Below are 24,748 nucleotides of genomic sequence, written 5' to 3' on the forward strand. Positions count from 1 at the left end.
GTCCGGGACTTCAAGCAGCGCGGCGTGCCGATCGACTGCGTCGGCTTCCAGTCGCACTTCAACAGCGGCAGCCCCTACAACAGCAACTTCCGCACCACCCTGCAGAACTTCGCCGCCCTCGGCGTCGACGTGGCCGTCACCGAGCTCGACATCCAGGGCGCCTCGTCCACGACCTACGCCAACGTGGTCAACGACTGCCTGGCCGTCGCCCGCTGCCTCGGCGTCACCGTCTGGGGCGTGCGCGACAGCGACTCCTGGCGCGCGTCGGACACGCCGCTGCTGTTCAACAACGACGGCAGCAAGAAGCCCGCCTACACCGCCGTCCTCAACGCACTCAACGGCGGCGACACATCCACGCCCCCCGCGGACGGCGGACAGATCAAGGGCGTCGGTTCGGGCCGCTGCCTGGACGTGCCCAACGCCAGTACCGCCGACGGCACCCAGGTCCAGCTGTATGACTGCCACAGCAACACCAACCAGCAGTGGGAGTACACCGCCGCCGGTGAACTCAGGGTCTACGGCAACAAGTGCCTGGACGCCGCCGGCACCGGCAACGGCGCCAAGGTCCAGATCTACAGCTGCTGGGGCGCCGACAACCAGAAGTGGCGCCTCAACTCCGACGGGTCCATTGTCGGCGTCCAGTCCGGCCTCTGCCTCGACGCCGTCGGGAACGGCACCGCCAACGGCACCCTGATCCAGCTCTACTCCTGCTCGAACGGCAGCAACCAGCGCTGGACCCGCACCTGACAACACCGGCCACGCACGAACGAAAGGGTGAAGCGATGACGGCCCACACCGGGGCTTCCCTCGCCCCTCCACGAAGACATCGCTGGTGGTCCCGGGTTGCCGCCGTGGTGGCGGCGACCCTCGCGATCGGCATGCTCGCCGCGGTGCATCCGGCGCCCGCCGAGGCGGCGACGGTGGACACGAGTGCCTGGTACGTCCTGGTCAATCGCAACAGCGGCAAGGCGCTGGACGTCTCCGGCGCGTCCACCGCCGACGGCGCGCGGGTCGGCCAGTGGACGCGCAGCGACGGAGCCAACCAGCAGTGGCGGTTCGTGGACTCCGGCGACGGCTTCTACCGCCTCAGGGCCCGGCATTCGGACAAGGTCCTCGACGTGGCCGGCGCCTCGACCGCAGACGGTGCCGCGATCCAGCAGTGGGCCGACCACAACGGGGCCAACCAGCAGTTCCGCCTGGCCGACTCCGACGCGGGCCACGTCCGGCTGATCAACCGCACCAGCGGCAAGGCGGTGGAGGTGCAGGGCGCCTCCACCGCCGACGGCGGCAACGTCGTTCAGTACACCGACTGGGGCGGCGCCAACCAGCAATGGCAGATGATCAAGCTGTCGTCCGGTGGCGGTGGCGGTGGCGGTGGCGGATGCGGCAGCGCCCCGACTCTGGCGAGCGGTACGCACACGATTCAAAGCGGTGGTAAGAGCCGCAGCTTCATCCTCAGGGTCCCCGCCGACTACGACAACAGCCGCCCCTACCGGCTGATCTTCGCGTTCCATTGGCGGGGCGGAACCGCCGGTGACGTCGCTTCGGGCGGCACGAGCGGGAACGCCTGGTCCTACTACGGCCAACAGGAACAGTCGAACAACAGCGCGATCCTCGTCGCCCCCCAGGGCCTCGGCAACGGCTGGGCCAACTCGGGCGGTGAGGACATCACCTTCGTCGACGACATGATCCGGCACATCGAGGGCGGCCTCTGTGTCAACCCGGCACAGCGTTTCGCCACGGGATTCAGCTGGGGCGGCGGTATGAGCTACGCACTCGCATGCAGCCGGGCCAACGTCTTCAGGGCCGTCGCGGTCATCTCCGGCGCTCAGATCAGCGGGTGCAGCGGCGGCACCCAGCCCATCGCCTACTTCGGGATCCACGGCATCAGCGACTCCGTCCTCAACATCGCGCAAGGACGGTCCCTGCGCGACAGATTCGTCAGCAACAACGGCTGCACCCCCCAGAGCCCGCGCGAGCCCGCGCCGGGCAGCCGAACGCACATCACCACCACCTACTCGGGCTGCCGTGCCGGACACCCGGTCCAATGGGCCGCGTTCGACGGAGGCCACATACCCGGTCCGGTCGACGGCTCCCCCAACGAGAGCGGCGTCGCCACCTGGACCAAAACAGAGATCTGGAGGTTCTTCGCACAGTTCCAGTGACACGCCCGCACCACGGAGTGGAGCCAGGACGATCCTGGCTCCACTCCGTTGACGTCCATCCCAGATCCAAGGACGGGGAGGCCTTCTCGGATGAGCTTCCACGCCTTCGGACTTGTCACGGCTGACGAACAGGCTGTAGGAGACGTGGCGGGCAGAGGGCGGGGACGGTTCGGTATCGGCTTGATCGGCGCGGCAGCGTCTGTGGGAACGCGGCCCTGGCGGGGCGTCGAGGAGTGCTTCCGGCCAAGCTGACCACACCCTGCCCAGCTCCCAGCAGGACCTGATCGGTCCGTCCGAACGCGCCGAACCGCTCCGCGGCGGGCGGGCCGCGCTCACCGAGCTCTCTGGGGCCGCCTGGCGTACGACGATGCTTCAGGCAACCCGACTTCAAGCTCTAGAAGAAGCCAAGCTTCCGAGGGCTGTAAGAACAGAGAATGTTCTTCGTCTGCTGATAGTGCTCCAGCATCATCTTGTGCGTCTCGCGCCCGATGCCCGACCCCTTGTAGCCGCCGAACGCCGCGTGTGCCGGGTAGGCGTGGTAGCAGTTCGTCCAGACGCGGCCCGCCTGGATGGCGCGGCCCGCGCGGTAGGCGGTGTTGACGTCCCGTGTCCAGACACCCGCCCCGAGGCCGTACAGCGTGTCGTTGGCGATTTTGATGGCGTCGTCGAAGTCCTGGAACGACGTCACGGACACCACCGGCCCGAAGATCTCCTCCTGGAAGATCCGCATCCGGTTGTCGCCCTCGAAGATGGTGGGCTGGACGTAGTAGCCGCCCTTCAAGTCGCCCTCGTGCTCGAGCCGTTCGCCGCCGGTGAGGATCCTGGCGCCCTCCTGCCGGCCGATGTCGAGGTAGGAGAGGATCTTCTCCAGCTGGTCGTTGGAGGCCTGCGCGCCGATCATCGTGTCCGTGTCCAGCGGATGACCCGTCTTGATCTGCTCGGTGCGGGCGACCGCCGCCTCCATGAAGTCCGCGTACCGGCCGCGCTGCACCAGCGCCCGTGACGGGCAGGTGCACACCTCGCCCTGGTTGAGCGCGAACATCGTGAAGCCCTCGAGCGCCTTGTCGCGGAAGTCGTCGTCCGCCGACCAGACGTCGTCGAAGAAGATGTTCGGGGACTTGCCGCCGAGTTCGAGGGTGACCGGGGTGATGTTCTCGGAGGCGTACTGCATGATCAGGCGCCCGGTCGTGGTCTCGCCCGTGAACGCCACCTTCGCCACGCGGGGACTCGACGCGAGCGGCTTGCCCGCCTCCACGCCGAAGCCGTTGACGATGTTCACCACGCCCGGCGGGAGGAGATCGGCGACCAGGCTCAGCCAGTAGTGGATGGACGCCGGGGTCTGCTCGGCGGGCTTCAGGACGACGGTGTTGCCCGCGGCGAGGGCCGGTGCCAGCTTCCAGGTCGCCATGAGGATCGGGAAGTTCCACGGAATGATCTGCGCGACGACCCCGAGCGGTTCATGGAAGTGGTACGCCACCGTGTCGTCGTCGAGCTCCGCGAGCGAACCCTCCTGGGCGCGGATCGCTCCCGCGAAGTACCGGAAGTGGTCGATCGCGAGGGGGATGTCGGCGGCCAGCGTCTCGCGGACCGGCTTGCCGTTCTCCCAGCTCTCGGCGACCGCCAGCGCCTCCAGGTTCGCCTCCATCCGGTCGGCGATCTTCCGCAGGACGTCGGAGCGTTCGGTGACGGACGTACGGCCCCAGCCCGGCGCCGCCGCGTGTGCCGCGTCCAGCGCGCGCTCCACGTCCTCCGCGGTGCCCCGCGCGATCTCCGTGAAGGGCTGCCCGTTGACCGGACTCGGGTTCTCGAAGTACTGACCACCGGCCGGCGGCACGTACTCACCGCCGATGAAGTGGTCGTAACGCGCCTCGTACGAGACGATCGCGCCGTCGGTACCGGGCGCCGCGTAACGCGTCATGTGTGCCTGCCTCCCGAGAACACGCTGCCCGCCGTTGGACAGCTCTCGGCGCGAGGCTAGGAAGGGCGAGGTTGCGAGGACGTTGCGCCTTCCGGTCACCCAGCGCGATGCGCCTTCCCCGGCGTCGGTGCGAGGTTCACTGCATCGGTGCGAGTTCCCGTGCCTCGTGGCGCGGCTTGTCGAGCAGCGTGGCCCGGCCAGGGCCCTCCTGATGGCTCTTGGTCGGACATCATCCGGCCAGTCGGCGCTACGCGACATGACTCGCGAGGCGTTGACTGTCTCGTCAGGCCCGCAGGTGACCGCTCAGGGACGGTTCCAAGAGCCGTCAGAAACGGCCTGGTCGAGCATCGTCACGCGGCTCGTCGACCACCGCTGTGCGGCTGCCGACCAGGATCACGGCATCGGGCCGTGCCGTGGTGACCGGGGTGCCCGCCCCGCCGGACGCGCCCACCTCGCCGGTGCCGCCAGCTCGGACTCCAGCTCCTCCAGACGCGAGCGCACCGGTGCCGTCGGCCGTACCGCCGCCAGCGCCCGCCACACCGCGAGGTCGTCCTCGCCCCACGGCGTGTGCGCCCAGTCCGCCAGCAGGTCGGGATCGCGCCGGGCGACGAGTGCCGTGCGCAGCGCCTCGGCGAGCCGGTGCCGCAGCCGCACCACCGCGGGCGCCTGCGAACCGGGCAGCAGCGGGCCGCCGTACGCCGTCATCGCCGCGGTGACGGCGCCCGTCTCCAGCCTGCGCTCCACCACGGCGACGTCGGACTCCACCGGAACCGTGAGCCGGTAAGGCCGCGACGCCAGCAGCCCGGGACCGAGCAGCCTGCGCAGCCGGGCCAGTTCGGCCCGCAGCGTCACGGGCGTCACCGACTCGTCCTCGTACAGTGCGCACAGCAACTCGTCGCCGGTCAGTCCCTCCGGATGTCGGGCGAGCAGCACGAGGATCTCGCTGTGCCGCCGGCTGAGCCTGATCCGGCGGCCGGCCGCCAGGAGCCCCGCCTCATCACGGCCCAGCGCGGTCAGTTCGAGCGTGTCGTCCACGGCCGCACCGGGCGGTTCCAGCAGCGCGAGCTGGGACTCGGCGGCGCGCGCCACCGCCTGCACGAAGCCGAGACTGTGCGGATGCGCGAGACCGTCGCCTCCCGTGATGTCGACCGCCCCGAGCACCCGCCCCGTGCGAGGATCGTGCACCGGCGCCGCCGCGCAGGTCCACGGCTGGACCCGGCGGATGAAGTGCTCGGCCGCGAACACCTGCACCGGCCGGTCCACGGCGACCGCCGTCCCCGGCGCGTTGGTGCCCACCGCGCTCTCCGCCCAGCGGGCTCCCGGCACGAAGTTCATCCGGTCCGCCTGCCGCCGGGTCGTGGGGTGCCCCTCCACCCACAGCAGCCTGCCCTGCGCGTCGCACACCGCCAGCAGGTGCTCGCCGTCCGCCGCGAACGTGCCCATGAGCTCCCGGACCAACGGCATCACCCGGGCCAGCGGGTGCTCCGCACGGTAGGCACCGAGGTCCCCGTCCGTGAGCTCCACACGGGCACCGCCGTCCGGGCCGACCCCTGCCTTCGCCGAACGCCGCCACGAGTCGGCCACCACGGAGCGCACGGGCCGCTCCACCGTGCCCCTCTCGGTGAACCTCTCGTGGGCGCGGCGCAGGACCCGCACGCGCTCGGCGGGATCGGCCCCCGGCTCGAGGGCCACCCACGGATCGGTCAACTCGGCCTCCCGGCGGGGCGATGCGGCTCGCTCCCATCGTCACTCCCACCAGAGGTGCGGACAAGGCATGTGCGGCCACACCACGTCCGGACAAGGCACGTGCGGCCGCATCACGTCCTTCCGCCGGTGCGGCTGTCAGGCGGAGGCGACCAGTCGCATGTAGCGTGCCCAGTCCCAGTGCGGACCGGGGTCCGTGTGGTCGGTGCCCGGTATCTCGTAGTGGGCGACGATGTGGGTGCGGTCCTTCGGTATGCCGTGTCTGTCGCAGATCGCCGCGGTGAGCCGGGCGGACTGCTCGTACAGGGCGGCGGTGAACCAGTCGGGGTCGTCCACCCAGCCCTCGTGCTCGATGCCGACGCTGCGCGTGTTGTACTCCCAGTTGCCGGCGTGCCAGGCGATGTCGTGTTCCCGGACGCACTGCGCGACGAGCCCGTCGGCGGACCGTACGAGGTAGTGCGCGGAGACCTGCTTCCCGGGGTCGCGGAAGACGGACAGGGCGTTGCGGAACGTCGTCTGTGTCACGTGGATCACCACTCGGTCGACGGAGCGGGGCGTCGGGTCCCCGGCCGCCGTGTAGTTGGACGAGTCGGCCGGCTCCCAGATGCCGGGCGGATGGTCGGGAGCCCGGGCGCGTTCTCCCGCCCGGGGATCGGGAAGCAGCGCGTAGGGAACCACCGCGAGGGCCGTGCCCTGCAGTATCCGTCGTCTGCTGGGCGAGGGGCTGGATCGCTCCATGTGGGTTCGCCTTCCTTGGCCGGGGCGTGCTCAGTGCGCCGTGGAGGGCGACCGGACCGGTGGCTGCGCCTCGCGTGATTCACGTTACGGCGCTCGTCGATCTCGCAGGGAGATCACGTCGTGATCGGTGGACAACGCGGAGAATGTGGAAAACGCCGCTACCCACACGGGTGACGCGCCCGCCCCCGACCGCTCACTGCCGCCCGGACACCGCTGCCGGATCGTCGAGCACGCCCCGTACGACCGAGTGCGCCGCGCCCAGCAGCGGGCCCTCGGGGCCCAGTCGCGACACGGTCACGGCACGGGCGGGACCCGTGGTGCGCCGCGTCAGCTCCCGTTCCAGCGAGGGCAGCAGCCAGGGCGCCAGGCCAGCCAGCGCGCCGCCCAGGACGACGGTCTCCGGGTCCAGCAGATTGACCGCGCCGGTGAGCGCGATGCCGAGTGCGGTACCGGCGCCGCGCAGGGCGCGCCGTACGTCCTTGTCCCCCTCGGCGGCGCGCTCGGCCAGGAGCCCCACGCGGCCCTCGCCCGGCTCCACCCCGGCCGCCCGCAGTACGGCCTCCTCACCGGCGTACTGCTCCAGGCAGCCGCGCCCTCCGCAGGCGCAGGCCGGTCCTTCCGGACGTACCGGCACATGCCCCAGCTCGCCCGCGAACCCGCGCGTACCGCGCAGCAGCCGGCCGTCCACGACGACGGCCGCGCCGATGCCGATCTCGGCGGAGACGTGCAGGAAGTCGCGCGGGGTCCCGTCACCGAGCCAGAGTTCGGCGAGCCCGCCGAAGTTCGCCTCGTTGTCCACCGTCAGCGGCAGGTCGCCCGTCAGCGGGGCATCGCCCGTCAGCAGCGTGCCGAGGTCCGTGTCGTGCCAGTCGAGGTTGGGGGCCCGGATCACCGTACGGGCGTCCCGCGCCACCAGACCGGGCACGGCCACCGCGAGCCCCGCCGGCCACAGTCCCTCCCGTTCCGCCTCGGTGACCACCTGCCGTACCAGCGCGGTCAGTTCGGCGATCACCGGCTCGGATGGACGGCCGCGGTTCGTGCCCTGCCGTACGGCACGCGCGCGTACCTGCCCGCGCAGGTCGACCGCACAGACCGCGAGGTGGTCGACGCCCACCTCGGCGCCGATCCCGGCCGGCCCGCGCCCGCTGAGGGCGAGTGCCGAGCCCGGCCGTCCCACCCGTCCGGGCCGCTCGGGCCCCAGCTCGTCGAGGAGACCCGCGCGGACGAGTTCGTCCACCAGGGTGGAGACCGCCGCCCGGGTCAGGCCGATGCGCGAGGCGACGGCGGCCCGGGACAGCGGTCCCTCGGCGTTGACGGTGTGCATGACCCGGGAGAGGTTCCGGCGCCGCATGCCCTGCTGGGTGTCGGGCAGCCTGCGGCCGGGACTCGTGGGGTGTGCCTCGTGCAGCGGTGCTGTCATGCCTCCGTCAGTCCTCGTCCGGCCGTTCCCCGCGCGGGCACCGAGCCGGTGACCGGTCCCCGGCGCCTGCGGGGCTGTCCTGGCCGGGGCGGCGCGTGCACGCCCCGGCGGACCCCTCAGCTCCTGCCGTGGTCCCGCTCCAGCAGTGGCGCCGCGTCGGAGAGTACCCCGGAGATCCTCGTCAGCGTCGTCTCGTCCCGTTCCACGGCCTCCAGCACGGGCCCGCGCGCGGTGTTCCAGCGGCGGGCGACCGCTGCCGGGTCCTCACCGGTCAGCAGGCCGGCGGCCTGGGCGGCGGCGCCGAGCGCCACCAGCTCCTTGGCCTCGGGCACCTGCACCGGACGCCCCGACAGCCGCCGTACCGTCTGCTGCCAGGCCGTTCCCCGGGCGCCCCCGCCGATGAGCAGCAGCGGCGTGGAGCGGTCCGCGTCCGCGTCGAGCACCAGGTCCAGGGCGCCGAGCAGCGAGTGCACCGCACCGTCGTAGGCGGCCTGGAGGAGCTGGCCGGCCGTCGTGTCGTGCCGCAGTCCGTACAGCAGGCCCGAGGCGTGGGGCAGGTTCGGGGTGCGCTCACCGTCCAGGAAGGGGAGCAGGGTCACGTCCGTGCCCGGCTCGACGGCCTCACGGTCCAGGCCCAGCAGGGCGGCCACGCGGTCCACCGCAAGGGTGCAGTTCAGGGTGCAGGCCAGCGGAAGCCAGTCCCCGCGCGCGTCCGCGAAGCCCGCCACCGTTCCGGTCGGGTCCGCGGGCCGGTGCGTCGAGACCGCGTACACCGTCCCGGAGGTGCCGAGGCTCAGTACCGGGGTGCCGGGACGCAGCCCCAGACCGAGCGCGGCCGCCGCGTTGTCACCCGTACCGGGCGCGACCAGCGTGCCCTTCGCGAACGGCAGGTCGTGCGTCTCGCGCACGGTCCCGGCCACCTCGCCCGGCCGGACCACCCGCGGCAGCAGCGCCGGATCGAGCCCCACGTGCCCGAGGACCTCCGCGTCGTACGCCTCCGCCCCCGACGACCACCAGCCCGTCCCCGACGCGTCACCGCGGTCGGTCGTGCCCTGCCCGGTCAGCCGCTCGGTGAGGTAGTCGTGCGGCAGGCGCACGGCGGCGGTGGCGCGGACGGACTCGGGCTCGTGCTCGGCGAGCCAGGCCCACTTCGTGACCGTGAAGGACGCGGCCGGCACGCTTCCGGTGCGCTCGGCCCACGCCTTGGCACCGCCCAGTTCCTCCACCAGTCGGCGGGCCTGCGGCGCCGACCGCACATCGTTCCACAGCAGCGCCGGACGCACCGGCTCGCCCTGCGCGTCCAGCGTCACCAGCCCGTGCTGCTGGCCGCCGATCGACACGGCCGCCGCCTCGCGCGCGGGAGCACCGCACTGGTCGAGCGCCGCGCACAGTGCGTCCCACCACTGCCGTGGATCGCTCTCCCGGCCGGCGCCGGAGGACACGGTGTGCGGCGCCTGCCCGCTCGCCACCACCCGTCCGGTCGACGCGTCGACGACCAGCGCCTTGGTGGACTGGGTGGATGTGTCCACACCGACGACGAGCGGACCTTCGGCTGCTGACATCGGGCTCTCCCTCTTCCGCGGCTCGCGGTATTCGGCCTGTTCACGGGTCTTCTCATGGGACGTCCTGGACCGCGGGGCCCGGGGCTGTCACACGAGAACTCCTCATGAGGACACCTGGCGTCTTTCCGTCGGAGACACCCGGTGTCTTCACAGAGGTGCGTTGGCATACTAATTTGTTAAGCGCCATGACGAAATAGTCCGAGCAAGCAAGGAGCCGTGGCATGAACTACCAGCCCACCCCCGAGGACAGGTTCACCTTCGGCCTGTGGACCGTCGGCTGGCAGGGGAGGGACCCGTTCGGCGACGCCACCCGGGGTGCCCTCGACCCCGCCGAGTCCGTGCGGCGTCTGGCGGACCTCGGTGCCTACGGAGTGACCTTCCACGACGACGACCTGATCCCCTTCGGGTCCTCCGACACCGAGCGCGAGGGTCACATCAAGCGCTTCCGGGAGGCCCTCGACGCGACCGGCATGACCGTGCCGATGGCCACCACCAACCTGTTCACGCACCCCGTGTTCAAGGACGGCGCGTTCACCGCCAACGACCGGGACGTGCGCCGCTACGCGCTGCGCAAGACGATCCGGAACATCGACCTGGCGGTCGAGCTGGGCGCCAAGACGTACGTCGCGTGGGGCGGCCGCGAGGGCGCCGAGTCGGGCGCCGCCAAGGACGTGCGCGTGGCGCTCGACCGCATGAAGGAGGCCTTCGACCTCCTCGGCGAGTACGTGACCTCCCAGGGCTACGACCTCCGCTTCGCCATCGAGCCCAAGCCGAACGAGCCGCGCGGCGACATCCTGCTCCCCACGGTGGGCCACGCCCTGGCCTTCATCGAGCGCCTGGAGCGCCCGGAGCTGTACGGCGTCAACCCCGAGGTGGGCCACGAGCAGATGGCCGGGCTGAACTTCCCGCACGGCATCGCCCAGGCCCTGTGGGCGGGCAAGCTCTTCCACATCGACCTCAACGGCCAGAACGGCATCAAGTACGACCAGGACCTGCGGTTCGGGGCGGGCGACCTGCGCGCCGCGTTCTGGCTGGTGGACCTCCTGGAGAGCGCCGGCTACGAGGGCCCGCGGCACTTCGACTTCAAGCCGCCGCGGACCGAGGACTTCGACGGCGTGTGGGCGTCGGCCGCCGGCTGCATGCGCAACTACCTGATCCTCAAGGAGCGCGCGGTCGCCTTCCGCGCCGACCCCGAGGTGCAGGAGGCCCTGCGCGCCTCGCGTCTGGACGAGCTGGCGCAGCCGACGGCCGCGGACGGCGTGAAGGCGCTTCTCGAGGACCGCACCGCCTTCGAGGACTTCGACGTGGACGCGGCCGCCGCGCGCGGGATGGCGTTCGAGCGTCTGGACCAGCTGGCGATGGACCACCTGCTGGGCGCGCGCGGCTGATGCCGCTCACCCGGGGCCCGCGGCCGTGAGAACCACGGTCGCGGGCCCCGGTGAGGAAGGCGTGAGGCGGATGCCGCCGTCCGAGACGGTGGCCGGCTCACGCCTCCCTTCGCCGCATCCACAGGTGATCCACCCGGAGGGGAGGCTCACATGTCCGACCGCCCCAGCTCCTCGTCCCCGGCCGCCGAGGCCAGAGCCGTCGCCGGGTCCTGGGCCGCGGGCCCCGCGGGTGCCCAGCGACCGCCCTCCTCGCGATACGGCCACCAGCGGCCGTCACGGCTCAGCCGCAGCTGCAGCGAACCGCCGTTCGCGGTCCAGCGGTTGTCCATGGCGTGCAGCACCGGTCGCTCCTCCACGTCCCAGGCCGCTTCCAGGGCGGCACGCGCGCGTGCGAGGGACGCGCTGTCAGGGGCCCACGCGTCCTCCAGGACGGAGAGGGCGGCCGCACCCCCGTACCGCCACGCGCGGACGGCGAGAGCCAGATCCTCCCCGTCACGCCCCGCCCCCTGCGCCAGGCGCGCGAGAATCGCCTCCTGAGGATCACCGGCCGCGAGCCGGACCGCGTCCTGCGCGAGCGTCGGCTCCTTCTCCGGTCCGTCCTGAGACCGCCCCCGGACCTGCCCGGCGCCGAGCGCGTCGACGAGCAGCCGGTACGCCTCGCCGGCGGCCTGGGCCGCCAGGAACTCCAGTGCGGCCGCGTCGACGCCCGCAGCGGGCCGGGCATCGGTGTCCAGGCGGGGCGGCGAGCCCGGCCGCGAAGGCGCCTCGGGCAGCGCGGGCAGCGGCGGCAGAACGGCCGCCGCCGCGTACGCCTCGGCGGCGTCCACGCCCTCCACCGGGCCGTCCGGGACGACCGGTTCCGGACCGGCCGCAGCGGCGCCGCGCACCTGCAACTCGTCCAGCAGGGCTCGCTCCTGGCGCCCCCGCATCAGCAGCAGCACGAACGGATCCTGGTCCAGCAGGCGGGCCGACTGGTAGCAGAGCGCGGCCGTGTGGGCGCAGTGGTCCCAAGCGCCGCAGTCGCACTCCGGCTCCAGATCACCGAGGCCGGGCAGGAGCTCGACACCGGCGGCCGCGGCATCCTCCACCAGGTGCGGCGGCATCTCCCGGTCCAGCAGGGCCGCGATGTGCCCGGCACGCTCGACGGCCATGTGGAGGAAGCTGTTCCACTGTTCCTCGGACAGCGCCTGCAACAGGACGTCGGCGCGGTGTGGGGTACCGTCGCGGTCCTGTACGACGGCGGTGATACGTCCGGGGCGCACCGACACGGCGCCGACGGCACCCGCGCGCGCGAGCCTGCGCCCCGCTTTCACCTGTTCACCGTCGAGGGCCGCGTCCTCCAGCGCCCGCAGCCAGGCCCGGCCCCACCACGTCCGCGCGAAGCCCTGCCCGCGCGTGGGTGGCAGCGCGGCATAGGTGCGGGCGTCGTCCGCGCGGGCGTCGTCCGTGCGCGCGTCGTCGTGATCGCTCATCGGAAGTCCCCTCGAAGTGCCACCAGGTCGGCCAGTTCGGCATCGGACAGTTCGGTGAACGCCGCCTCGCCGGCCCCGAGGACGGCGTCGGCCAGTTCCCGCTTGCGCAGCAGCATGCCGGCGATACGATCCTCGATCGTCCCCTCCGCGATCAGCCGGTGCACCTGGACGGGCCTGGTCTGGCCGATGCGGTGGGCGCGGTCGGTGGCCTGGGCCTCGACGGCGGGGTTCCACCACCGGTCGTAGTGCACGACGTGCTCGGCCCGCGTGAGGTTCAGCCCCGTGCCCGCCGCCTTCAACGACAGCAGGAACACGGGGACCCCGCCCTCCTGGAACCGGCGGACCATCGCCTCGCGCTCGGGCACCGGTGTGCCGCCGTGCAGGAACTGCGACGACACGCCCCGCGCGGCCAGGTGCCGTTCGATGATCCGTGCCATCGCCACGTACTGGGTGAAGACGAGAACGCCCGCCCCCTCGGAGACGATCGTGTCGAGCAGTTCGTCCAGCAGCTCCAGCTTTCCCGACCTGTCCACGATCCTGGGCCGCTCCTCCTTGAGGAACTGTGCCGGGTGGTTGCAGATCTGCTTCAGCCCGGTCAGCAGCTTCACGATCAGTCCGCGCCTCGCCATGCTGTCGGCGCCGGAGATCTCCGCCAGCGTCTCGCGCACCAGGGCCTCGTACAGCCCCGCCTGTTCCTTGGTGAGGGAGACGGCGTGGTCCGTCTCGGTCTTCGGCGGCAGTTCGGGGGCGATGCCGGGGTCCGACTTGCGACGGCGCAGCAGGAAGGGCCGTACGAGGCGGGCGAGCCGCTCGGCCGCGGCGGGGTCGTGGCTTCCCTCCACGGCCTGCGCGTACTGGGCGCGGAACGTGCCGAGCCTGCCGAGCAGGCCCGGTGTCGTCCAGTCGAGGATCGCCCACAGCTCGGAGAGGTTGTTCTCCACGGGCGTGCCGGTGAGGGCCACGCGCGCGCGTGCGCCGATGGTGCGCAGCTCCTTCGCCGTGGCCGAGTAGGGGTTCTTCACGTGCTGTGCCTCGTCCGCGACGACCATGCCCCAGGGCACGTCCGCCAGCCGCCGGGCGTCGAGGCGCATGGTGCCGTACGTGGTGAGGACGATCTCCCCGGCCGAGAGGTCGTCCAGGGCGCGCCGTGCCCCGTGGAAGCGGGACACCGGGGTGCCGGGCGCAAACTTCTCGATCTCGCGCTGCCAGTTGGCCATCAGCGAGGTCGGGCAGACCACGAGCGTGGGGCCGGCGGCCGACGGGTCCGTCTGCCGGTGCAGGTGCAGCGCGATGAGCGTGATCGTCTTGCCCAGGCCCATGTCGTCGGCGAGACAGCAGCCGAGTCCCGAGGAGGTCAGGCGCGCCAGCCAGTCGAGCCCGCGCAGCTGGTAGTCGCGCAGGGTCGCGTCGAGCCCGGCCGGCTGTCCGATCGGCTGGCCGACCGGCTCCTGCCTCTCCAGCTTCTGCCGCCCCTCCCGGCCTTCCTGGCCCTCTTGGAGCCCTTGGCCTTCCCGGTCTTCCCGGCTTTCCCGACCCTCCGGATTCGACAGTCGTTCCCGCAGCGTCGCCAGCCATCCCGTGGGCCGTACGTCGATCCGGCGTCCGTCGATCTCCGTCGAACCCGTGAGAGCGGCACTCAGCGCGTCGATGGGCGTGACCTTGTGATCCTGCCGGCCGCGGGCGCGGCGCACTTCCTCGGGATCCACCAGGACCCACTGGCCGCGCAGACGCACCATGGGACGGTTCGCCTCGGCCAGTTGGTCCAGTTCCTGCCGGGTGAGCCGCTGGTCGCCCAGCGCGAACCACCAGGTGAAGGAGAGCAGCGCGTCGGCCGACAGGAACGACGGCGTGTCCGAGGCGGCGTGTGCGGGATCCTGCTCCTCGTCCGCCGGCGATCCGATCACCGCGCGGGCGGTCAGTCCGCGAGCGAACTCCTTGGGCCAGTGCACGTCGACACCCGCGGCCGCCAGCAGCCGGGCGCCCTCGCCGAGAAGTTCGGTGACCTCGTCGTCGGCCAGTTCGACGGAGTCCGGAACGGTGGCCGCCAGCAGTGGTGCGAGTGGTGGCCAGGCTCGGGCAGCGCGCCGCAGCGCCAGCAGGGTGTCCATCCGCGCGCGCGGGCTGAAGCCCTCGGCCCCGGCCCAGACCCGCGAGGCGTCTGCGACGAGCGCGGGATCGTCCACGCTGTGCACCTGCAGCACGGCACGGAAGGACGCGTGTGCGTCGTCCGGCGCGGCCGGTGAGAGCCCGCGAACCTCGACACGCAGCGAGAGGCGGACGCCCGCGTCGTGTCCGGCGGCGACGGCGGACGCCCAGGCGCGCTGCCCGGGCACATGCTGCGGCTCCGGCGCCGCGAACGCCGGGCCGCCCGCCGCGAGCGCCGCCGCGGGGGAGCGGGGGAGTACGTCGGCGACCGCGTCCAGGAACCCGCGCAGCAGCCGCTCCGGATCAGGCAGCCGGAACGGCTCGGCGTCGTTCACGGGCACGGCGTGCGCCTCGGGCGGCATCGCCGCGGCCAGTTCGCGGACGCGGTCCAGGTCCTCGGTGCGCAAGGGGCCGGAACGCCACGCGTCGTGGTCGGTCGCCGACAGCCCGGGCAGCAGCAGCCCGCGCGCGGTGAACTCCAACCCGAGCAGGGCGGCCGCCGACCAGAAGGCCGTCGCACGGTGCGCCTGCGCGACGGAACGCGCGCGCGTGAGCACGGGCAGCGCGGAGCGCACCGACAGCAACGCGGCGGGTACGGTCATCGCCTCGACGCCCCTGCCGCCGGGCGCGACGACGGTCAGATCATCAGCGGACCCGGACACAGGGACAGGAGGCGCCGCGCCGTCGGGGCGCCAGAAAGCCACGTGGCCGGTCCGCGCCGGATCACCCGGCACGAACACGGCGCAGGAGCGGGCCAGTTCAGTGAGATCGAAGGATGGTGCTGCGGGCATTGTCTGCACAGCGATGACGTATTCCTCAAATTTGACTACTGGAGTCGGGGTCGCCGAGGGTACAGCACTTCGACTCCCTCGGGTAGCGGTGCAGTGGTGACGTGGGTCATGGTCTTCTCGGTAGCGGCTCGGAGATGTCCTCAGGGACGCCTCGGGGGTACATCAGGGACGTGTCAGGGTCGCTGCTCGGAACTGCCCGTGGCACGGACCCGTTTCCAGGACAGACAGCGGTAGTGGCCGCGAAGGAGGCGACGAGATGTCGAAGAACGCGAAGATCGCCGCAGGAGGTGTGGCGGCCGGGCTTCTCCTGATGATCTGGCTGCCTTGGTGGGCCGCCCTCCTGATAGTCCTGGGAGTGCCGGCGGCGGCGTATCTCACGCTGGACCCCGCCCAGCGGCGCAGGTTGCGCCGCGTCACGCGCAAGGAACTCGGCCGCTGAGGCGGTAGCCGCCGACTCGGTGCTCTCGTCGGCTCGGCGCTCAGCTGGGGCGTACCGCCATCTCGTCCAGGGCTTCCAGAAGGCCAGGGAGTTCCGGTCCCCGTCCCACCGGCAGTACCTCTCCGGGCTCCTCGTCGAGGAGGACGAAGGCGATGTCGTCGGTCCTGGCCACCAGGGACCAGCCGGGACCGTCGACCCGGAGGGTCCGGGCGCCGCCGGGGGCGAACGAGGAGCGGACGCGGCCCAGGGGCGGCGGTGTGTCCACGTACGCGCGTGCCTCCGCGAGCACGCGGCGGACACTGGTGCGGACGGTGTCGTGGGCGGGGTCGTTGGTGGTGCTGCTCTCATCGTCCTCGCCGGACGGCGCGTCGTCGGACGGGAGGTCGTAGGGCAGGGTGTCGTCGGACAGGGCGTCATCGTCTGCGGTGTCGGCCGTTCCGTCGTCCGGTGGGGCGAACGAGGTGTCGTCGATCTGTTCCCGCCAGGTCGACCACTGGAGTGCGATCTCGTCGGCGCCCAGGCGGCGTTGAGCCGGCCCCCAGGTGCCGGTGTCCGGCGGGCACAGCGGCGACCGCCCGGCGACCTCAGGCGCGGGATCGTGCGGAGCGGAGACCCCAGGAGCCGCGACGGCCACCGCCAGGGGCCAACCGGGCAGCGCGGCCACGACCGAGCGTTCGTCCGGCGACAGGTCGTACTCCATGCCGCAGTCCCATGACGCGATGGCGACGGCGACCAGGGACACGTCGTCGACGACGACCGTCCACCGTGCCCCGTCGCCGTCCTGGCCCAGCACGAGTCCGTACCCCTCGGCGAGCGGCGGCAGGCCGAGCGTCGCGCAGGCCTCCGGGTAGTCGTCGCCCAGCACGCCGGGGAACTGCGCCGGCGTCAGCAGTACCGCCGTCAGCACATACAGCGCTTCGTCGCCCCCGGCGGCGACGGTGTCCTCACCCGTGTCCTCACCCGTCACGGCCATCCCGGCCTCCACGTCGCTCTCGTCCGTCGGCGCACCCTAATGGGCGCGTAAGGTGCTTGTCACGAGTGGGGGAGTATGGGCGGAGCCGCGGTGATCCGGCCGACGGGAGCGAGTCGGCGTGCGGTCGGCGGGAACACCGGCCCGACGGAGATTCCGGCCCCGACGGGAACTCGGGTCCGACAGGGCTCCGCTCAGGCGGCGGGCAGCCCGAGGAGATCGCGTGCCACGGTCCGCGGCGACTCGTCCCGCTCCCGCGCGAGCACGATGACGGCCCGGCACGCCAGCTCGCTCACTCCGAAGGAGAGTGCTTCGGGGGACACCCAGGTCGTGGCCTCGTCGATCCCGTCCTGATCGTCCTCGGCGCACGCCGACACATACGCGGCGGCGGCCTCGAAGAGGTTGGGTGACCGCTTGCGCTGACCCCCGTTCACATCCGTGCGCAAGGAACCGAGAGTTCTGCCGATGGATTTGCGGAGCCTGCCGAACATGTCGGATGCCCTCCCCCTGCGTCGATCTTGACCTGATCGCTCAGGCTTCTCCTCCTCAAACGTAGAGTGGGAGTCCGTGCAGCAGAAGGGGAACCGCGCGGTGAACGGCCCCTGAGCGGTCGCGTCCGCTCAGCCGGCGCGCACGGCCAGGACGAGGAACCGCTCGTCCTCGTCCACGTACGACGTCATGCGCCAGCCGGAACGCCCCAGCAGCGGGCCCAGGTTGGTCTCGGAGCGCAGGTCGTCCGGCGTCATCCGCCGTCCCTGGCGTGCCGCGAGCGCCGCCCTGCCGATGGGGTGGTAGAGCGCCAGTGTGCCGCCGGGGCGGACGACGCGCGCCAGTTCGCGCAGGTTGCCGACGGGGTCCGGCAGGTGTGCGATCAGTCCAGCGGCGAACACCGCGTCGAGCGACTCCGTGCGCAGCGGCAGGGCTGCCGCGTCGGTGAGCAGCAGGTGCCCGTCGCGGTCCCGTCCCGCCCGTACGGCCTCCGCCAGCATGGCCGCTGTCAGATCCGCTCCCAGGACCGTTCCGGTGTGTCCCACAGCGGCGCGCAGGGGCGTCAGGGCCCGTCCGGTGCCGCAGCCGGCGTCGAGCACCCGGTCACCCGCACGCAACCCCAACTCGGCGACCGCCGCGGCGTAGGCGGGACCGTCGTCGGGGAACTTCGCGTCCCAGCCGGCGGCGCGCGCCGTGAAGAACTCCTGAACGTGCGTGCGATGGTCGCTCATGTCTCGCATGATCCCTCAAGGGTGTGGAGGACACACGCACGCGGTGCACGCGTTCGAGCGAGCTTCGGTCGCCCGGGAGCACCGAAGCGCCACATTCCGTCAGCTTCGCAACGCGCACCCTGAGTATGCCCCCTTTCGGACTAGCGTCCCTGGGCCATGGGACACCTGGACCACGCCGCCTTCGGCTGGCTTACCCCCGTGCTGTCGTACGTGATGGCCTGTGTCGGCACCGCTCTCGGGCTGCGCTGCACCGTCCGCGCGCTACGGGCCACCGGGACGCCGCGCCGCAACTGGCTGGTCATCGCGGCCTCCGCGATCGGCAGCGGCATCTGGACCATGCACTTCGTGGCCATGCTGGGATTCGGCGTCGGTGGCACAGAGATCCGCTACGACGTACCGCTGACGCTCCTCAGTCTCGTCGTCGCCATGGCCGTCGTCTGCGGGGGACTCTTCGCCGTCGGCTACGGGCGCCACCGCGTCCGCGCGCTCCTCCTCGGCGGACTCGCCACCGGCGTGGGCGTCACGGGCATGCACCACCTGGGCATGGCGGCGATACGACTGCACGGCGACATGAGCTACGACCCGGCGCTCGTCGTGCTCTCCGTCGTGATCGGGGTGATCGCGGCCACCGCGGTCCTGTGGGCCGCGCCGAACGTCGGCTCACCGCTCGCGGCCACCGGTGCCTCCCTGGTCCTGGGAGGCGCGGTGACCGGCATGCACTTCACCGCGATGGCCGCGGTGAGCGTGCGCGTCATCCCCTCGGACGACGCCCTGCCCGGGGCCACGGCGATGCAGTTCGTCTTCCCCCTCGCCGTCGGCCTCGGGTCTTGTCTCTTCCTCACCTCGGCATTCGTGGCCCTGTCCCCGATGGCCGAGGAGCACGAACCGTCCGTCTCGGCCGACCGGTCGGTCACCAGCGCCGTCTGACGACGGACGACGAGCCGCTCGCATGCGCCGACGGCTCGAAAGGCACCCCGAGCCACGCGAACGAGGAGGCCATGCGCACACCCCGCAGAACCCCGGCAGCAGGCGCCGAGGCGCCGTCCCGGCCTCTGCGCGGCCGACGCGCCCATGCGCGCCCGCCCGCCGATGAACGAGCCGGCCTCCAGGAGGACGTCGCCCAGGCAGCGAAGGCGATCCCCACACGCGCGGGACGATGGCGCACCCGTCCCCGTACGGTCCGCGCCCGGATTCTCTGCCTGCTGATGGCGCCCGTCGTCTCCCTGCTCGTGCTGTGGGCGTACGCCACCGTCACCACCGCCCAGGACATCGCCGGGTTCCGGCAGTCCCAGCGCGTCGACACCACCGTGCGCGCCCCGGTCGCGGCCGCGACCGCCGCACTCCAGGCCGAGCGTCTGGCCGCGGTACGCCATTCCACCGCCCCGGAAGAGGACCAGGGCCAGACGCTCCAGAGGCTGGCGGAGCGCACGGACCGGGCGGTCACCCGGCTGCGGCTCGGTGACCGCCACACCGTCGCCGCAGGTATCGACCTGCCCACCGCAGCGGCCGAGCGCCTCGACAGCTTCGTCACCGGGGCCGAGCGGCTGCGCACGCTGCGCGCGGCCGTCCTCGACCGCCGCGCCGGGTGGCGCGAGACGTACGACCAGTACACCGCGACCATTTCCGAGGCCTTCGGCGTGGACGGCGCGCTCACCGGCGTCCAGGGCGCCGACCCCGGCTCCCACGCGCGCGTACTGCTTGAATTCGCCCGAGCGCGCGAGGCCCTGGAGCAGGAGGACGCACTGCTGGTCGGCGCCCGACTCGTCGGCGGCCTCGACGGGGAGCGTCTGCGCCTGTTCACCATTGCCGTCGACACGCGACGCGCCCTGACCGAGTCCGCCGCGGCGGACCTGCGCGGTCCCGAACAAGCTGCCTGGGCGGATCTCGCGGGCGGAAGCGGGTACGCGGCGATCCGCTCCGTCGAGGACAGGGTGCTCGCCTCCGAGCCCGGCACCGCGGCGATCGACCCCGCGCCGGAGAACGTCTGGAACCCGGCACACGCGCGCGTGCGGGACGGTATGCGGGCCATCGAGGCGGGGGCCGGACGCTCTGTCGCGGACCGGGCCGACCCGCTCACTCACGGACTGCTCACCCCGGCCGGCGCCGTGGCCGTCCTGGGTCTGGTCGCCGTCGTGGCGGCGCTCGTCGTCTCCGGACGGATCGGACGCGGCCTCGTCGTGGAACTGACGGCCCTTCGCGACAACGCCCTGGACATCGCCCGGCGCCAACTGCCGCAGTCCCTGATGAAGCTGCGCGCGGGTGAGGAGATCGACATCGACGCCGAGGCCCCGACCGGACCGCCTGCCGAGGACGAGGCCGAGCAGGTCGCCACGGCCCTGGGCACCGTGCACCGCGCGGCTCTGCATGCCGCCGCCGAGCGGGCCGAGCTGGCGAGCGGCATCACGGAGGTCATCGTCAACCTCGCGCGCCGCAGCCAGGTCCTCGTGCACCGCCAGCTGGCCCTGCTGGACACCATGAAGCGCCGCTTCGAGGACCCGGAGGAGCTGAGCGACCTCTTCCGGCTCGACCACCTCACCACTCGTATGCGGCGCCACGCCGAGAGCCTGATCGTCCTTTCCGGGGCGGCGCCCGGCCGGGCCTGGCGCCTGCCGGTTCCGCTGACGGACGTGGTCCGCGCGGCGGTCTCCGAGCTGGAGCACTGCACGCGTGTGGAGGTACGGCACATCGCCGAGGCCCGGATCACCGGTGCCGCGGTCGCTGATCTCACCCATCTCCTGGCCGAGCTCGTGGAGAACGCCGCCCAGTTCTCGCCGCCCCACACGCGCGTGCGGATCACCGGCGAACCGGTCGGCAACGGCTACGCCCTCGAGATCGAGGACCGAGGGCTCGGCATGAGCAAGGAGAGCCTCGCCGAGGCCAATCACCGCATCGAACAGGCCGAGGATCTCGACCTGTTCGACAGCGACCGGCTCGGGCTGTTCGTGGTGAGCAGGCTTGCGTCCCGCCGGGGCATCAAGGTCCATCTGCGGACCTCACCCTACGGCGGCACCACCGCGGTCGTCCTGCTGCCGACCGCCCTCCTCCTGGACGGAACGGCCGGCCCCCCACCCGATACGGCCGTCGACACCTCACGGTCCGCGGCGGGCACCCTCGCGCGCGTGTCAGTGGAGACACGGCACGTGTCCGGCCGGCAGCCCGTCGAGCGACCCGCGCTGACGACTCCCGTGACGTCCGCCGTGGAGCTGACGGCTCCCATGGCGTCCGCGGCGGAAAAGGGCCCGGCGGCGCACGCCACATCCCCGGGGCCGCCACGCTCGGCCACCCCCCTGCGGCTGCGCCGCGCTCCGGTCGACTCCGGTGGTTCCGACGACCTCCCGCAGCGTGTACGGCAGGCCAGTCTCGCGCCCCAACTGCGGGAACGGCGCACCGGGAGACCACCTGGCCCCGCGGACACCCGGAGCGCCCGTGACGAGCGCACTCCCGACCTCGTACGGCAGCGCATGGCCGCCTATGACGACGGCTGGGCGCGCGGCGGCGGAGCTTCCGGCCGCGGCACCGACGCCGCGGCGCACAGCGACGAAGGGGACCGCACATGATCCAGGACCCGAGGACCATGGCCGACCGGCGATCCGGCGCACTCGACCGGCTGCTGGACGACCTGGTGCTCCGCATGGGTGAGGTGGGCCACGCCGTGGTGCTGTCGAACGACGGCCTCACGGTGGGTGCCTCCACCGGGCTTCGGCACGTGGACACGGAACACCTCGCCGCGGTCGTCTCGGGCTTCCACGGTCTGGCCGAGGACACGGGCCGTCACTTCGGCGCCGGTGGCGTACGCCGGACCATGGTGGAGATGGCGGACGGCTACCTGTTCGTGGCGGCCGCGGACGACGGAACCTCTCTCGCCGTCCTCACACCCGGCACCGCCGACATCGGCCGGGTGGCCTGCGAGATGGCGCGCCTGGTGAACCGTGTCGGCGAACACCTCGGTTCACCGCCGCGCGGAATCCATGGCCGGCCGCCGGGGACGACCCGGGGGCGGCCCGGACAGATGACGGATGACGAAACACACACTTCGCATCCGCAACAGCTCTTGGGTGACCGGTGCGACGAACGTGGGGCCTGACGGCCGCCGCGACCTGCTCGCCGCTGCCGTGCCCGGTCGGCCATGTCGATCGAAATCTGGTCGAACGCCACGCAGGAGCACAGTTGTTGCCATGATGCTGTCTTCGCAAGTGTGTACCGACATCGACATCTGCCGGCACTTTCGAGAGAAGTGATCGATGGTCTACGAGTACTCCGACACCACCGGCGGGGACACGACCGCCTTGGCGTTGAAGATCCTGGTCGCCGGCGGTTTCGGCGTGGGCAAGACGACCCTGGTGGGCGCGGTCAGCGAGATACGGCCGCTGCGCACCGAGGAGGTGCCGAGCGAGGCGGGCCGGTCCGTGGACGACGCGGAGGGCGTGCACCGTAAGGCGGCCACGACCGTGGCCATGGACTTCGGGCGCATCACCATCAGGTCCGACCTCTCGCTCTACCTGTTCGGGACGCCGGGCCAGGACCGCTTCTGGTTCCTGTGGGACGATCTGGCGCAGGGTGCACTCGGCGCGGTCGTCCTCGCGGACACCCGGCGGCTGCAGGACTGCTTTCCCGCGGTGGACTACTTCGAGCACCGGAGCATTCCTTTCGTCGTGGCCGTCAACTGCTTCGCCGGTTCCCGCACCTACGAGCCGCACGACGTGTCGCGCGCCCTGGACCTCGACGCGGGCACCCCCGTGGTCCTCTGCGACGCCCGCGACCGCGACTCCGGCAAGGAAGTGCTCATACGGCTCGTCGATCACGCCGGACGGATGCACGCGGCCCGGCTGCTCGACTCGGTGAGCTGACGCCCCCTCCGTGAACGGTTCGCGGCCCGCCGGTTCGGGCCCCCGCAGGTGACGAGAGGCCGTCACAGCTCGCCGGTCATCTTCCGTGCCGTGTCTCCATCCCGCTTGCCGGGACCGTGGCGGTGGGGGAGGCTGATTCGCTGGATCCTCCGGCAGGGGAGGAGCAACCACATGGGGGGAACCGGCGATGGCGCGGACCACGGGACTCGGCTGGCTGCTGGACGACCTGATAGAGCGTGTCGCACACGTACGGCACGCCTTGGTGCTGTCCGGCGACGGGCTGGTGACGGCAGCGAGCACCGGCCTGCGGCGCGAGGACGCCGAGCACCTCGCCGCCGTCTCGGCGGGGCTGCACAGCCTCGCCAGGGGGTCCGGCCGCCACTTCGGTGCGGGAGACGTACGCCAGACCATGATCGAGTTCGATGACGCGATGCTTTTCGTCACCGCGGCCGGTGAGGGCAGCTGCTTATGCGTGCTGAGCGCCGCCCAGGCCGACGTCGGGGAGATCGGCTACGAGATGACCCGGCTGGTGAACCAGGTCGGCGAGCACCTCGGCCTGGACGCCCGGCCGGCCGAGCGCTCGGCGACACCGGAGCTCTGACCTGCGCGTTCGCTGCCACTATCGAAGTTATCCACAGGCTCCCCGCGAGGTCGGGCGAAGTCGATACGGTCTTTCCCGAAGCGAGCGCGACCAGCGCCGGCACGTCATCGCACGGGGGAGAACCGCCATGTCCGGCAACACCGTCACTCAGCCGACAGCGGCCGTCGGGCCCACCACCGCCCCGGTCGGTGCCCGGCAACGCCCGACCCGCACCGCTCACGGCGTCCCACTCTCGCAGAGCCGCGCCGCGCGGGAACTGGGGCTCAAACGCCGGGAGTTCGACCTCGCCGTCCACCTCGGGTTGATCCGGACGATTGTCGACGACGGAGGCGGTGGCCCTCGTGTCACCCCGGCGGAGATCGACCGGGTCCGCTCCGAGGACGGCTTCCCCGAAGCGCTGAAGGACCGCATCAAGATCGTGGGCACCGCCGAGGGGGCCGCCCTCATGGAGGTGACGAGCGTCCGCTTCACCCGCCTGGCACGACTGGGCCATGTGGGTCCCGTGGACTACTACCTCAACCGTTACCGGGCGGTGGTCTGGCTGTACCGGGCGGAAGAACTGCACCGGTTCGCCGCCGACGAGCGACACGCGCATCTGCTGAGCGGCCGCACACCGGAGGACCTGCGCGACCAGCTGGACGCGGGTCTGGACCTCCGCGCCCGCACCTGGCGGGAACGCCACCTCGGATTCCTGCTGAACCGGGCCCAAGACCCCTGGGCGCGGGCAGCGGCCCTGGCGTCCTTCCTCGACCCCGTCCAGATCGCCGAACTCGTGCGCGATCCGTATGAACGGGCCTACGTCAACCGACTGCGCCCCGCGCGGCCCGCCCGTGGCGCACCCGACTCACCGGCCGCGCAGGCCACCGACGGCATCACGACGGCCGACGACCCCGACGAGATCCTGCGGCTGCGGGCCGGTCTGCGGCAGGCCCTTGTCGAGGCACGGGAGCACCGGCTGGCGCCACGGCCGGCGGTGGCACCGGTGGGGAATCCACGGCCGGTACTGTCCCGCACCGGAGCGCCGGGGCGTGCGGTCGAGTGCCGGGCGGGTACGGGCGAAGCCGTCGAGCCACGGCCCTCGCCCTGTGTGACACAGCCCTGTGAACCACAGGCCTGTTTGCCACAGTCACGTGAGCCACAGCACTGCGAGCCACAGCTTTGCGAGGCGCCGCGGAAACGACGAGGCCTGTTCGCCAGGCTGCGCCGCGGAAGCTCCTGACGGAGCGGTGCCCGGCAGGCCCGGCGCAGTCCCTCAGCCGCCGAGCTTGCGGAACAGTCCCTCCTGGACGACCGACACGAGCAGCCGCCCCTCCAGGTCGTAGATGCGCCCGCGGGCCAGTCCGCGGCCGCCCACCGCGATCGGGGACT

The 24,748-nt window shown here is 72.1% G+C and carries 19 protein-coding genes and 1 pseudogene; 10 read left to right on the forward strand and 10 right to left on the reverse strand.

Translation table 11 applies throughout. From position 1 onward, the window contains the following. The coding region (locus tag IE242_RS31465) for a ricin-type beta-trefoil lectin domain protein (protein WP_189865425.1) at positions 1–747 on the forward strand (747 nt) is incomplete at its 5' end. 104 nt (positions 748–851) lie between these two features. Continuing rightward, positions 852–2,165 carry an RICIN domain-containing protein gene (locus IE242_RS31470; RefSeq protein ID WP_189865686.1) on the forward strand — a complete coding sequence of 438 codons (1,314 nt, stop codon included), beginning with the start codon at positions 852–854 and terminating at the stop codon, positions 2,163–2,165. A 394-nt stretch (positions 2,166–2,559) separates the two neighbouring features. Here IE242_RS31470 and exaC read toward each other — a convergent pair whose 3' ends face one another. The 5 genes from exaC to xylB all read right to left on the reverse strand — a co-directional run bounded on the left by exaC (position 2,560) and on the right by xylB (position 9,507). After that, positions 2,560–4,083 (reverse strand): acetaldehyde dehydrogenase ExaC, encoded by a 1,524-nt coding sequence (gene exaC / locus IE242_RS31475; RefSeq protein ID WP_189865427.1) that lies wholly within the window; start codon positions 4,081–4,083, stop codon positions 2,560–2,562. A 393-nt stretch (positions 4,084–4,476) separates the two neighbouring features. Next, positions 4,477–5,790, reverse strand: a complete 1,314-nt coding sequence (locus IE242_RS31480) for a GAF domain-containing protein (RefSeq protein WP_189865430.1) — start codon at positions 5,788–5,790, stop codon at positions 4,477–4,479. Between the two features lie 135 nt (positions 5,791–5,925). Next, positions 5,926–6,525 carry an N-acetylmuramoyl-L-alanine amidase gene (locus tag IE242_RS31485; protein WP_189865432.1) on the reverse strand — a complete coding sequence of 200 codons (600 nt, stop codon included), beginning with the start codon at positions 6,523–6,525 and terminating at the stop codon, positions 5,926–5,928. Between the two features lie 193 nt (positions 6,526–6,718). After that, positions 6,719–7,945, reverse strand: a complete 1,227-nt coding sequence (locus tag IE242_RS31490) for an ROK family transcriptional regulator (RefSeq protein ID WP_189865434.1) — start codon at positions 7,943–7,945, stop codon at positions 6,719–6,721. 116 nt (positions 7,946–8,061) lie between these two features. Continuing rightward, a complete protein-coding gene (xylB, locus tag IE242_RS31495) occupies positions 8,062–9,507 on the reverse strand; it encodes a xylulokinase (protein WP_189865436.1) in 1,446 nt (481 codons plus the stop codon). A 221-nt stretch (positions 9,508–9,728) separates the two neighbouring features. Here xylB and xylA point away from each other — a divergent pair, with 221 nt between their 5' ends. After that, entirely contained in the window at positions 9,729–10,895 is a 1,167-nt protein-coding gene (gene xylA, locus IE242_RS31500; RefSeq protein ID WP_189865437.1) for a xylose isomerase, read from the forward strand. A 146-nt stretch (positions 10,896–11,041) separates the two neighbouring features. Here the strand turns inward: xylA and IE242_RS31505 are convergent, their stop codons facing one another. Continuing rightward, positions 11,042–12,367, reverse strand: coding sequence for an SWF or SNF family helicase (locus IE242_RS31505; protein ID WP_189865439.1), 1,326 nt, complete (start codon positions 12,365–12,367; stop codon positions 11,042–11,044). After that, a complete protein-coding gene (locus IE242_RS31510; protein ID WP_189865441.1) occupies positions 12,364–15,303 on the reverse strand; it encodes a DEAD/DEAH box helicase in 2,940 nt (979 codons plus the stop codon). Before IE242_RS31510 ends, IE242_RS31505 begins: the two co-directional genes overlap by 4 nt. Positions 15,304–15,559: 256 nt before the next feature. Here IE242_RS31510 and IE242_RS31515 point away from each other — a divergent pair, with 256 nt between their 5' ends. Beyond that, entirely contained in the window at positions 15,560–15,742 is a 183-nt protein-coding gene (locus IE242_RS31515; protein ID WP_189865443.1) for a tail-anchor membrane protein, read from the forward strand. Positions 15,743–15,782: 40 nt separating this feature from the next. On the opposite strand, the gene IE242_RS31520 is transcribed toward IE242_RS31515, so the two are convergent. The 3 genes from IE242_RS31520 to IE242_RS31530 all read right to left on the reverse strand — a co-directional run bounded on the left by IE242_RS31520 (position 15,783) and on the right by IE242_RS31530 (position 17,932). Next, positions 15,783–16,715, reverse strand: a complete 933-nt coding sequence (locus IE242_RS31520) for a hypothetical protein (protein ID WP_189865446.1) — start codon at positions 16,713–16,715, stop codon at positions 15,783–15,785. A 191-nt stretch (positions 16,716–16,906) separates the two neighbouring features. Further along, positions 16,907–17,203 (reverse strand): hypothetical protein, encoded by a 297-nt coding sequence (locus IE242_RS31525; protein WP_189865447.1) that lies wholly within the window; start codon positions 17,201–17,203, stop codon positions 16,907–16,909. Between the two features lie 129 nt (positions 17,204–17,332). After that, positions 17,333–17,932: a class I SAM-dependent methyltransferase gene (locus tag IE242_RS31530; RefSeq protein ID WP_189865449.1), complete on the reverse strand. Its 600-nt coding sequence runs from the start codon at positions 17,930–17,932 to the stop codon at positions 17,333–17,335. Between the two features lie 156 nt (positions 17,933–18,088). Here IE242_RS31530 and IE242_RS31535 point away from each other — a divergent pair, with 156 nt between their 5' ends. The 6 genes and pseudogenes from IE242_RS31535 (at position 18,089) to IE242_RS31560 (ending at position 24,599) form a co-directional block, all read left to right on the forward strand. Beyond that, positions 18,089–18,859 carry an MHYT domain-containing protein gene (locus IE242_RS31535; RefSeq protein ID WP_189865450.1) on the forward strand — a complete coding sequence of 257 codons (771 nt, stop codon included), beginning with the start codon at positions 18,089–18,091 and terminating at the stop codon, positions 18,857–18,859. Positions 18,860–18,930: 71 nt separating this feature from the next. After that, positions 18,931–21,489 carry a sensor histidine kinase gene (locus IE242_RS31540; protein WP_189865452.1) on the forward strand — a complete coding sequence of 853 codons (2,559 nt, stop codon included), beginning with the start codon at positions 18,931–18,933 and terminating at the stop codon, positions 21,487–21,489. Continuing rightward, positions 21,486–21,914, forward strand: a pseudogene (locus tag IE242_RS31545) (roadblock/LC7 domain-containing protein); the annotation flags it as partial. The gene IE242_RS31540 and the pseudogene IE242_RS31545, both read left to right, overlap by 4 nt. A gap of 259 nt (positions 21,915–22,173) precedes the next feature. Next, positions 22,174–22,779 carry a GTP-binding protein gene (locus tag IE242_RS31550; RefSeq protein ID WP_189865456.1) on the forward strand — a complete coding sequence of 202 codons (606 nt, stop codon included), beginning with the start codon at positions 22,174–22,176 and terminating at the stop codon, positions 22,777–22,779. Between the two features lie 187 nt (positions 22,780–22,966). Further along, the gene (locus IE242_RS31555) at positions 22,967–23,380 is read left to right on the forward strand and encodes a roadblock/LC7 domain-containing protein (protein WP_189865458.1); all 414 of its coding nucleotides are present in this window, start codon (positions 22,967–22,969) and stop codon (positions 23,378–23,380) included. A 127-nt stretch (positions 23,381–23,507) separates the two neighbouring features. Beyond that, a complete protein-coding gene (locus IE242_RS31560; RefSeq protein ID WP_189865460.1) occupies positions 23,508–24,599 on the forward strand; it encodes a DUF6397 family protein in 1,092 nt (363 codons plus the stop codon). The last annotated feature ends 149 nt before the right edge of the window (positions 24,600–24,748 follow it).

Origin of the sequence: Streptomyces poonensis, from assembly GCF_014650915.1 — a bacterium.
Lineage (GTDB): Bacteria > Actinomycetota > Actinomycetes > Streptomycetales > Streptomycetaceae > Streptomyces > Streptomyces poonensis.